The organism is Mesorhizobium comanense, assembly GCF_005503535.1.
GTDB lineage: Bacteria > Pseudomonadota > Alphaproteobacteria > Rhizobiales > Rhizobiaceae > Mesorhizobium > Mesorhizobium comanense.
The window spans coordinates 80,619-90,547 of sequence record NZ_SCNN01000025.1 but is presented as its reverse complement, the minus strand read 5'-3'; the positions used below and the strand labels follow the sequence as shown (position 1 = coordinate 90,547).

At 60.3% G+C, this 9,929-nt stretch carries 10 protein-coding genes and 1 pseudogene; 5 read left to right on the top strand and 6 right to left on the bottom strand.

All coding sequences use genetic code 11. The annotated features are described in order from the left end of the window. On the top strand, positions 1-495 hold a 495-nt coding region (locus FFS37_RS36040), incomplete at its 5' end, for a hypothetical protein (protein WP_210240488.1). A 533-nt stretch (positions 496-1,028) separates the two neighbouring features. Here FFS37_RS36040 and repC read toward each other — a convergent pair. The 4 genes from repC to FFS37_RS29650 form a co-directional block, all read right to left on the bottom strand. Then, a complete protein-coding gene (gene repC / locus FFS37_RS29665) occupies positions 1,029-2,372 on the bottom strand; it encodes a plasmid replication protein RepC (RefSeq protein WP_137934514.1) in 1,344 nt (447 codons plus the stop codon). 198 nt (positions 2,373-2,570) lie between these two features. Then, the gene (gene repB / locus FFS37_RS29660; RefSeq protein WP_137934513.1) at positions 2,571-3,611 is read right to left on the bottom strand and encodes a plasmid partitioning protein RepB; all 1,041 of its coding nucleotides are present in this window, start codon (positions 3,609-3,611) and stop codon (positions 2,571-2,573) included. Then, entirely contained in the window at positions 3,608-4,825 is a 1,218-nt protein-coding gene (gene repA, locus FFS37_RS29655) for a plasmid partitioning protein RepA (RefSeq protein WP_137934521.1), read from the bottom strand. Before repA ends, repB begins: the two co-directional genes overlap by 4 nt. Before the next feature lie 158 nt (positions 4,826-4,983). Next, positions 4,984-5,319 carry a hypothetical protein gene (locus FFS37_RS29650; protein WP_137934512.1) on the bottom strand — a complete coding sequence of 112 codons (336 nt, stop codon included), beginning with the start codon at positions 5,317-5,319 and terminating at the stop codon, positions 4,984-4,986. 181 nt (positions 5,320-5,500) lie between these two features. Here FFS37_RS29650 and FFS37_RS29645 point away from each other — a divergent pair. Beyond that, positions 5,501-5,963: pseudogene (locus tag FFS37_RS29645) on the top strand (IS6 family transposase); the annotation flags it as partial. A 242-nt stretch (positions 5,964-6,205) separates the two neighbouring features. Here FFS37_RS29645 and FFS37_RS29640 read toward each other — a convergent pair. Further along, a complete protein-coding gene (locus tag FFS37_RS29640) occupies positions 6,206-7,315 on the bottom strand; it encodes a site-specific integrase (RefSeq protein WP_232375812.1) in 1,110 nt (369 codons plus the stop codon). Between the two features lie 301 nt (positions 7,316-7,616). Here FFS37_RS29640 and FFS37_RS29635 point away from each other — a divergent pair, with 301 nt between their 5' ends. Further along, positions 7,617-7,913, top strand: a complete 297-nt coding sequence (locus FFS37_RS29635) for a hypothetical protein (protein WP_137934510.1) — start codon at positions 7,617-7,619, stop codon at positions 7,911-7,913. Further along, complete coding sequence (locus FFS37_RS29630; protein ID WP_137934509.1) at positions 7,903-8,496, top strand: type II toxin-antitoxin system VapC family toxin; 594 nt, start codon at positions 7,903-7,905, stop codon at positions 8,494-8,496. Before FFS37_RS29635 ends, FFS37_RS29630 begins: the two co-directional genes overlap by 11 nt. A gap of 114 nt (positions 8,497-8,610) precedes the next feature. Here the strand turns inward: FFS37_RS29630 and FFS37_RS29625 are convergent, their stop codons facing one another. Beyond that, positions 8,611-8,889 (bottom strand): hypothetical protein, encoded by a 279-nt coding sequence (locus FFS37_RS29625; protein ID WP_137934508.1) that lies wholly within the window; start codon positions 8,887-8,889, stop codon positions 8,611-8,613. A gap of 86 nt (positions 8,890-8,975) precedes the next feature. Between FFS37_RS29625 and FFS37_RS29620 the strand changes: the two genes are divergently transcribed. Further along, positions 8,976-9,926, top strand: a complete 951-nt coding sequence (locus FFS37_RS29620) for a DUF1403 family protein (RefSeq protein ID WP_137934507.1) — start codon at positions 8,976-8,978, stop codon at positions 9,924-9,926. Positions 9,927-9,929: the final 3 nt, after the last annotated feature.

Sequence of the window (9,929 nt, the reverse complement as noted above, 5' to 3'; positions counted from 1 at the left end):
CCATCGGCCGGAAACTTTCAACCAGCCCGGTGGCGTCATCTACAGATCTATGCGCGTGTTCGCGCTTCGTTCGACCTTAGCGTGTCTGCGGGAACGGTTCTTGTTCCGACCCCCGATAGATTCGAAGGGAGAGCCAAGCGCGTTCTCGACATTACGGAAGTCGAGGACTGGGTCGTGTCGGAAGTATCGGCCATAGAGCCGCTCACGGTCATAGACCTGCGAACGACAGGGCTGCTAAAGCTCGGTGTGACGACCAACGCCGCCCGTGCCAAGCACCAGGCCGCCGGCCGTCGACTTAGCAAGGCGCTCTATGATAGCTTCGCAGTCGACGGTGTACTCTATTCTTCTCGTCTGACGTCGGCCGAGTGTCTCGCAGTCTACGATCGCGCCGTGAAGCCCAAATTGCGATCAAATGCGGCAGTAGGCCTCGTGCGGCACGCCGGACTGATCTCGGCTTTAACGGCGATAAACGTATCGGTGCGGGGGCTTGGATAGGCATTCACATAAATGCGCCCAATTCGCTTTCCTGCGGACGACGTGATAGTCCGTCAAGTTAGATACTTCTTGAGCGCGAGGCTTAGGCCTTGCTGGGCAGCTGGTCCAACTCCCGATCAAAGAGACCGTCCCGTCCTCTTTCTTCTCGCCTCGGCCATGAGGCGTCCGGGCGTTGAAAGGCCCATTCCCCTTCAGCCCACTACATGGCGATCTGGGAAACACAGGATTTTCATTTTAGTGCGTAGGGAAGTATAGAATCTACAAACAGTCCTGGTCCGTGGCTAACGCTGATCCCCGAGCCGCTTGTACGCCGTCCGGGCATCAGCTGGAACCGCGCTGTCAGCCCGCGCCAACCAAGCCGCGCGATCGGTCTCAGTAAGTGAGTTCCACCACACCATTCCGGCGGTTTCGTCCGGCGTCGGTTCCCGATCGTGTTCGTTTCATGCCCTCGATGCTCTCATAAGACGCTCGTCCCAACAAGCACTGCAGCGATCGCTCAAGCTCATAGAGCGGATCAAAACCCGCCTTCCTCATCATGATCCGCGCCCCGGTCTGTCGAGGCTGCGTCGCAACGCATCGCTGATTTCCAACCGTGATTCGGTGCGCACAACCTTGCCTGCCGCCTCCAAATCGACGGCAGCGGCTTCAGCTCCGGTTCCGGTCGTCTTGGATGCGTCAAGCTTGGCCCGCAACAAGGCCATCACCATCGGCCAGACCGAGAACTTTCCGGCCTTTGCTCGGTCCGTCAAGCTGCGCAAATAGCCGCCGGCGCTGTTGATCTGGTCCTGCCGCTGGTAGATCGCGGCAATGATAATCGCCGCCTGCTGCTCACCCATTGCCGTTCGCGCTTCCTCCCAGGCGCTCGGGCTGATGCCCATGGTCGGCCGGGCAACCTCGGCCGCGGCCAGAAATTCACGCCAGCTGCGGATTCCGCCGCCGCCCTTCACTAGCCAAAGCATGTTCGGGCAGGCGTCCAACACGATTCCTAATGGTAGTTCGCGCTTCGGCAGGCTCCGTACGTTGTCGGTGTCCGCAACGTTGCCGCCCGCTTCATCTTTATTTCCTAAGCCGGGTTCAGATTCAAATTTAGAGTCTGGTTTTGAATTCTGTATGTGGCGCCCATTTTGGGACTCATTGGCGTCCACTTTCTGTGTTTTTACAAATGATTCCAATGCTTCACGCACTTCAGCCCAAAGGCCTTCAAGTTCTCCGGCAACCACCTCGAGAGTCTGCCTAGGTGCAGTGCGTGGTATCTGACCAACAATCGCCTGGTAGGCCTGCTGAACCCTGCCCCAGTTCGCCGGCACGCCTTCCTCAATGCCGGCGTCGATCATCTTGACGATATCACGTCGGCATATGGTAAGCCGCTCCTTAACGAGACGAAACGCCTTCTTCTCAGATCTGACCGCATCCGCAAGATCCTTGAACTCCTCAGCGCGCGCCACGATCGGCGAGATGTCAAAGCCATAGGCTTGCTCGATCTCGCCCGCCTGCCCTTTCCGGGCGAAGCGCTTGCCGTTTGGGCTGTCCCGACGGATGATCAATCCACACTCGACCAGAACGGCCAGGTGTCGCCGTAAGGTCGTTGGGGGCATGCCATTGGCGCGGCGGATCAGCTGCTCGTTGGATGGCCAGACTATCAGCTCGCCGTCGCCACAAAGCGCCGTGTCCGGATGGAACGACAACAGCGCGTCGAGAATGGCCAAGGCGCGATCAGTGGCGCCCAGAGCGATCCTGGCGTCCTTAATATCTTGGAAGACATGCCATTTGTGGACAGTCGACCCCTTCGGCACCGCCCTTGCGGTGACTTGGCTTGAGATCATGCCAAGCGTCATTTGCCGCCGCCCAAAGGGCGTCGTTGAGATATGCGTTTCCATGCTCTTTCACCTATCGCTAGGCAAAAGAAACCTGCTCGCCGAAACGACGCCTATGCCCGAAAGGGCTCTTGACTGTGATTCGCGGAAGTGCGATTCTCTAGGTGCTAACTTGGAGAAGGGCTTCCGGACGCTGTTTCGGGGGCCTTTTTCTTTTGCTGTGTCGATCTCCTACCTTCGATGCCTGTATCGGCGGAGCCGTTAACGGCTCTGCCGATTCTCCTTGAAGAGCCGCGGCAGCTCGTTGATCACGAATTCCGCAAACTCCGGTGATGATTTCCGGTCGATTGTGACTGTGACTTTCTGTTTGCTCTGGGTAATACGGCCGATTTCCTGACCAGCATCCGATAGAAGCGCATCCTGGCTGCGGGCGAGCGTGCCGGGCTTGAGCGATCGCGCCACAGCTTCAAACCTCTCCTTTGAGGAAAGGGTGGCGAATTGGTGCTGCTGAATGACGGCTCTCGCCTTGTGCAGTTGGGCCGGATCGACCACGACATCGGCCAACGACATCCAATTGCGCCGGCCGACGCCATGCGCGGGACCGATCGCCTCGATGAGATCACCAGGAATTTTGGCGCCGACAGCCAGCATGTTCGACAAGTCGCTTTTGTAGACAGAGAGCGCTGACATGATCACATCCCGTGAAAAGCGCTGTTCGAGCTGCTGAGCGAAACGAACTTTTTCAATATAGGAGAGATCTTGCCTTTCATTGTTCTCCTGGCCTTGGGCAACGACCAATTCCTGGTCTGTGAGCTTCCGCACGATTGCTTTGACTGGGATTTCCAGCTCAATCGCTGCGCGCAGGCGCCGGTGGCCGAAGGCGACCTGGTACTTGGCCGGATGTTCAGGATGGGGCCGCACGAGAATGGGTACCTGCTGACCCTCGTTCCTTATTGCCTCCACGAAACTGCGGAACGCTTCGTCGTCGCTCAACATTCGATCGGGGATGAACGATGGCTCGACACTGCTGGCGTCGAGCTCGACGATCGCCTGACCAGAGATCAATCGTTGCTCGATCTCGTCGGCCCTTTTCGAACGCTCATTCATTTCCCCGAGTGATTGCCCCAGAGCCCCCACTGGGGACCCGGAGCCGCTCTCCAACAGATCGGGCGAACCTAGAAGCGGGCGAATGCGCGAAGACCGTCTGGCTGCCGGTGGTTCAGGGGTCTCGGGACCGGAGAGCTCGGGATCAACCTGTGGCGGGCCGGATTCAAGGTTGGCGAAAATGCGCTTCCTGCTCATAGCGGTCTCCCCCACGCCTTCTTAATGAGAGCTTCGATCTCTGCGTTAACGCTCTCCACCGATTCTATCGCGCGGTCGTAGGTTGTTCGCGTAAATTGGCTGCGTTCCACCTCGAAGATCGTTTGGTTGGTAAGTCCCGCATCGGAAATTGCCGTACTTTTCAGCATCGGATGATTGAGAACGTGCTCCCCAAAGATAGAGCGGAGGAAGGCGACCATTTGATTTTGAGGTCCGTCGCTCGGCTCAAACCGGGTGATCAGATACTTCATCCATTTGTATTGCGAGGAAGCCCCCGCCCTGCTGATTTCATCCAACAAATCGCCCGTCATCGCCAGAAACTGGCTCATCGACATAACATCGAGCATCTGCGGATGGACGGTAATCAGGACCGACGTTGCGGCCGTAAGCGCGGATAGAGTGAGATAGCCCAGTTGCGGGGGACAATCGATCACCACGACATCATAAATCTTCTGAACCTGCGCGAGTGCTTGGCTAATACGGGCAAAGAACATGGCGTCGCCAGGCGCTCGGTTCATGAGCGCACGCGGAGTATCGTGTTCGAACTCCATCAGTTCGAGATTGCCGGGAATTAGGTGCAAGTCGGGGATGTATGTCGCACGGACAATTTCAGCGATGGGCCGCCTTTCTTCGTCGTAGCGGAGTGCCCCATAAAGGGTTTCATTCGGACCGACATCGATCTCCGGCTGATGGCCAAAGAGGGCGGACAGGCTTGCCTGTGGATCAAGGTCGATTGCCAGGACCCTATAGCCCTTCAGGGCGAGGTATTGAGCAAGATGGGCCGTGGTCGTTGTTTTCCCAGACCCGCCCTTGAAGTTCATCACCGTGATGACCTGAAGGTCTTCGTTTTCGGCTCGCCAAGGGAGATAGCGCCTGCTGCCTCTTGCTCCGCTGTCCAGGAACTTACGAATCGTATGAATCGCGTCGACCGAATAGGAACGCCGTCCACCACCGGAGACCGTGGACGCATCCGGGATTTCAGCGGCCACCTGTCGCAGGTAGCCTTCTGTTATCCCAATGAGCTTGGCGGTCTCGGCAGGCGAGAAATTGCGGATACCCTTTTCGGCATTGGGAGGAAACGTGCTGAGATGGTGGGCCTGCAGCTGAGTCGATAGCGTAGCCGAGTGACGCTGGATTAGCGTCTTCAACTCTTCCGACTCGCTGGCTGGCTCAAGTGCCGCAGCAGTGCTATCCATGGATTTCATTCTCTCTCGCCGCAGTTGCGGAAGTTTGTCATGTTTGCGGTTTTTTCCGCAGATGACCGGACTATGCCCGATTCTTTCTCATGCGCAAGAAAATAAGGGTTAACAGCTTCTTAACACGGATGGGTTCGCCATAGAGCTGTTAGCCGCGGCTAACTCCTCTTGGTCACCTCCGAGTGTCGAGCGGAATATACGTTCCGTTCGCTCGCCTCCGGTTGACCAAATGCGCTCGACCAAAGGCCGAGACGTTTGCCGAGCGCCAGCTTTTCGCGTCGAGCATAGCCCGGCAATGTCCCCTCGCCGCTTGTCGCCAAGACAATACCCATGCCAGCGTCGAGTCCCATCACTGCCGGGTTCTCGTCATCGACGTTACCCTGCGCGCGGAAAGCAGCCTCATCTGGCCGCTCGATGCGGATGGGCGGCACGCGACAGCCTTTCCGAGCGTTCGCGAAACGAGCCAGGCTGCGCCGACCAAACCGCATGGCCATGGGACGTCACCGTGAATAGCGGTCTGACTGGATCAAGTCGAAGGTGTGGCTCCCTAGGGCGATGTCACCGCAACGCCTTGTAAGGGACGCCGCGATAGACGCACTTCCATAAACCCCAGGCCAGTCAGCTACCAATGCCACTGCTTCCCGCCTCAGAGCATCGCCAATGCCGGGCGCGGCTCGGTTTCCGCTGGGTGTGCGCCTTGTCGAGGCTGCTGGAGTGCGCCGTTGTCGTCTCCAATTAAACGATCCGCCGTTGGAGAAGTTCTGCACGGACTATGCGCGTAACATTCATCCCAAGAAGCCGAGCCGGAACGACGTTTGGCATCTGGACGAGGTGGTCATCACCATCGTCGGCAAAAAACACCGGTTGCGGCGCGTCGTCGATCACGACGGTTATGTGCTTGACAAGATCGTCGGAACCGCCGCGACACCAAGGCGGCGCGCGCCGCCAAGTAATGCCGGACGTCGAAAGTGGACATCACGAGGATCTGAACAACCGCGCCGCGAACTCACATGGGCCACGGCGAAAGCGCTAGCGTACGATGCAGAGCTTTCGATCGCCGGGAAGTCTTCAGCACTTCCTCTCAATCTTCTCCGCCATCCGAAATCTCACGTTCCCACCCAGTCCACAACGCTCCGCTTTCAAAATGCCGCGTTCACCGTCATGCAAGCGATCGCGGAGTGGAAAACCGTGCGAGCCGTGACCTGAAATCAATCCGCAAGGCAGAACGCCTTCCGCGTGTCCGAGTTCACCTTAAGGTGACATCGCCCAGTGGGGCTGCTCTGACCTTGCACCAGATCATGGAAAAAGAGCCGGAAGCGGGTCTTATGGGCTCTGTCAGCCGATAAAGCTGAAGGTGGGTAGGGGCGGGCCTCTTGGCGCCTATAGCCCGCTTGCCTTGGTGAGATTGACACGGAAACGATCGCGTCTGCGCTGATAGCGGCGAGTCATTTCAGCCGAGGCATGGCCGAGCTGCTTTTGAACGTAGCGCTCATCAACCTCGGCCGAGGAAGCAAGGCCAGCGCGCAACGAATGGCCAGAAAACTTTTGGCCGCGTTCGCTCTCCGAAAGATCCCCGCGCACGCCGGCGGCCAAGACCGCGCGTTTGACCAGCCGCGCCACCTCCTGATCGTTGAGCCGCTCGGCACCCACCGCTTTGCCCTGACCGGTGACGCGGCGGAAGAGGGGGCCATGCGCGATGCGGGCCAGCTTCAGCCATGTCTGCAGGGCGACGACCGGGCAGGTGGCGTCGGACGAACCGCGGCCGATCTCGACCTCGCGCCAGCCGGTCTTGCCCCGCAACGTCACCAGCACGCCCTTGCCTGGGAAAACTTCAATCCATCCGCGACCGTCCTCGGTTTGATCGCGCGCAACATCAAGGCCGACGATTTCGGAGCGGCGCAAGCCGCCGGCGAAGCCCAAAAGCAGCATGGCGCGGTCGCGCAGACCGCGCAGCGTGCCACGGTCGAGCGTTTCCAGCATGGCTACAAGATCGTCGCGCAGGATGGCTTCCTTTTGACGGGGAGGGGAGGCGTGTTTGTTGCGGATGCCGGCCAGCACTGTGGCGATGTGCCGGTCCTTTCGGTCGAGCGGTTGACCGCGTTGCGTATAGTTCCATGTCAGGGACGAGAGGCGGCGCTCGATGGTCGACACCGACTTTTTGTCCCTCGCTGATCCCGAGGCCTGGGCGGCGATGTAGAGGCCGACGATTTGTGGGTCTGGCGGCAGCGGATCAAACGACTGGCGCCGGCACCAGCCGCAAAAATGCTTCCAGTCGGCGGCATAGGCGCGACGGGTATTCGTCGAGCTGGCGGCCTCGACATAATCGCGCGCGCGGTCTGCAAGCTTTTCGAGATGCGCGGGCATTGATGCTTGTCGCGAGCCCTGGACCTGCGAGGAAGGGGAAGGGGCCTCATCCGGGCGTCCCATTTCCATGACGACGTCGCCAATGTCAGGCAGATCGACGGTGTCGGTCGTGTTGACGGGCGTCATGAAATTACGGGGACTGCCCATCGGGGGCTCTCGTTCATTGGAATGTCGCAGTCTGCGATTCTGAGAGCACAACGTGCGACCAAAGCGCCGAATTGTCCACCGCGAGACGCTTGACTAATAGCCAAACTGCTTCCCGCCACGTACGACAATGGCCGGGCCTCGCGGCCCCGAGCGGGCACTGTACTCATGGACGATGCGGCGATCGTTTCCTCGGCATTGCCGTTCCTTGCCCCGTTCATTGCCTTCCCGTTCAACATCCTCTATGTTTCGTTCAACAGCGGAGAATCGAGGAAACCCTAGGATGAGCGATCGTGGCGCAACGGCAGCCGAAAGCGAGGAGCGGATCGCCCACACCCGCAACCGCCTGGTGCTTGAGCAGGCAAGGGCGGTTGGCCTTCTTGGCGCGGCCAAGAACACACGCCTTTCCGGCAGGGTGCCGTCGGAACTGATTGAGGCGGCGAAGAAACGTGCGCATGTGACCTCCGACACCGAACTCCTGGAGCTCGCCTTGTCGCGGCTGGCCCTCGATGACGATTTTGGCGCCCGGCTTGTGCGCCGTAAGGGCAGTATCCCTGCGGATATTGATCTTGGCGTTTGATCTCAGGAGCGCGCTGCGTTCCCTCAAGCCACAGCGGCGCACCGCGGGGCTGGAACGGCGTCCGGAGTCCGCGCTGTCCTGGGCTGGAGACGAGCCGGCGGTCGGTGGTGCCCTGCTTCTCGACACAAGCGTCTATCTGGATGTCTTGCAGGGACGCACTCCCGAAGCCGTCGATGAGCTTCTCACCTATCGGCTTTGTCACCACTCGGCCGTTTGTCTTGCCGAGCTCAGCCATGTGTTCGGCCGGCTCGACCCGGCGCATCCCACGACGAAGTCGATCCTGAAAGTGGTTGCAGACACGATCGAGGACATTCCCGGGCATCGGCTACATGCTCCCGACGCCACCGCCTGGGGACGCGCCGGCATGCTGGCCGGCCTCCTGTTCCGGCTGAGCCGTCTGCCGAAAGGGGAGGGGCACGAACGCCGCTTCCTCAACGATGCGCTGACCTTTCACCAGACCGGTCCGCTGGGGGCGACGGTCCTGACCGCGAACATCCGGGATTTCGATCCCCTCAGCCAGTTGGTTCCGTCGGTGCGGGTGATCTTCTACCGGCCGTTGACAGGCTTGCGCCCGCTGGGTTGAAAACATTGGTGGCAGATATGCGTGTAGACCATCGTCGTCGCAAGGGAGGGAGTGACGGAGTGAAAATGAAGGGCGAGCGGTTGCAAAAAGGGCAAAAATACGCTATACGATGCCTCAAGTGGTGAAACGTGTGATCGTTCCATCTTGGTCGGGAACAAGGCTGCTGGCAGCCGATAGCCCGAGGGTCAGGCAAGGCATTTTGTTCGGCCTGATGGCGACAGCCGGCGGCTTGCCGCCGCGATAAATCTCGTGATTTCTGGTGAAAAATAAGGGCGAGTGGGGCATTTTGCTGCTCGCCCGAAAAACGAGCGATAATGCAAGATTATCGTTCGTTATTGCTGCGCGACAAGCACAGCGCTTTTCGTCCATTTCTGTTGCTAAAAGCGCCGCCATGATTCATCGTGCTCTCCATGATTCTGCGTCCCAGACCTTCTGCACGTCACCACGCCACGCCTGCCGGAACCCCTCCGACCGTGCCAATGGCAGCGGTGCCGGCTTGGCTGCGCCGGGCCATCTCGGATGCCCACAGTCATGCGAGAAACGAGTTCGAGGACGTCTCGCTCGCCGCGGGCGCTGCCATCGGCGCGCTCGATGCTGTCGTCCGCCGTCAGGAGCGGTGGGCCGGCGCCTGGCGGCAGCGCCTGGCGCTTTCGGCTGCCGTGGCAACGGCAAAGCAGGCTGGCCGCGTCGAGGATGAAAGCGCGCTGCGCGACGCCGTGTTGCTCACCCGGCCCGGCGACAATGTCGGGCCCGCCGGCCGTTTTCTCCTCGCCTGGCGTCGGCTGGCATCTCGGCCAGCGGGGGATCTCCTGACGGAGAAAAATCTCGCGGCGGTGTTGGAGGAGTTTGGCTACGCGCCGGATGATGAGGCGGTCAGCGATCTGGCGGATGATCTTCGACAGCTTTCCGCAGGCATCGGAATGGTCGGCATGCTGACCGGTGCGTTCACTGCCGCCGAACGCCGTGGCTTCGCACGCACCGTTGGAGCTTGGCTCGCCGACGCCCTGCGGGCGCAGCGGCTGGGTTGGGCATACGCCATGCCGCTGCTGGGCGCCGAGGCAGCCTTGGGGACAGGCGCCCGCACGCCTCGACTGGCAGCCAGCTCCGTGGCGACAGGCATTGAGACAGATCCTGATGAGCGTGCGAAAGGCCTGCTGGCCGCGCAGGCACGCGCCGCGCTGCGCGCCATTGATTTATCCGTCGAGCTCGAGCGCCGCGCGGACCGGCTGCTTGCGGTCGCGCCGAAACTCCGGGCCAAGGCGGCGGACATGGTCGTCGAAAGGCTCTTGTCCGACGACGCGATCGTGGCATCCGAAAAGATCGCCGGCATGAGCGACCGCGGCCTGCGCCGGCTGTTCGACCGGCTGGTCGAACTCGGTGCCGTGCGCGAGCTGTCGGGCCGCCCAACCTTTCGCATCTACGGGCTGTGACGA

Excerpts from the sequence above, each read along its gene's own strand:
- repA (WP_137934521.1), bottom strand. The coding sequence starts at position 4,825 with ATGGATAGCACTGCTGCGGCACTTGAGCCAGCCAGCGAGTCGGAAGAG.
- repB (WP_137934513.1), bottom strand. The coding sequence starts at position 3,611 with ATGAGCAGGAAGCGCATTTTCGCCAACCTTGAATCCGGCCCGCCACAG.
- FFS37_RS29635 (WP_137934510.1), top strand. The coding sequence starts at position 7,617 with ATGAGCGATCGTGGCGCAACGGCAGCCGAAAGCGAGGAGCGGATCGCC.
- FFS37_RS29620 (WP_137934507.1), top strand. The coding sequence starts at position 8,976 with ATGGCAGCGGTGCCGGCTTGGCTGCGCCGGGCCATCTCGGATGCCCAC.
- repC (WP_137934514.1), bottom strand. The coding sequence starts at position 2,372 with ATGGAAACGCATATCTCAACGACGCCCTTTGGGCGGCGGCAAATGACG.
- FFS37_RS29625 (WP_137934508.1), bottom strand. The coding sequence starts at position 8,889 with ATGGCGGCGCTTTTAGCAACAGAAATGGACGAAAAGCGCTGTGCTTGT.
- FFS37_RS29640 (WP_232375812.1), bottom strand. The coding sequence starts at position 7,315 with ATGACGCCCGTCAACACGACCGACACCGTCGATCTGCCTGACATTGGC.
- FFS37_RS29650 (WP_137934512.1), bottom strand. The coding sequence starts at position 5,319 with ATGGCCATGCGGTTTGGTCGGCGCAGCCTGGCTCGTTTCGCGAACGCT.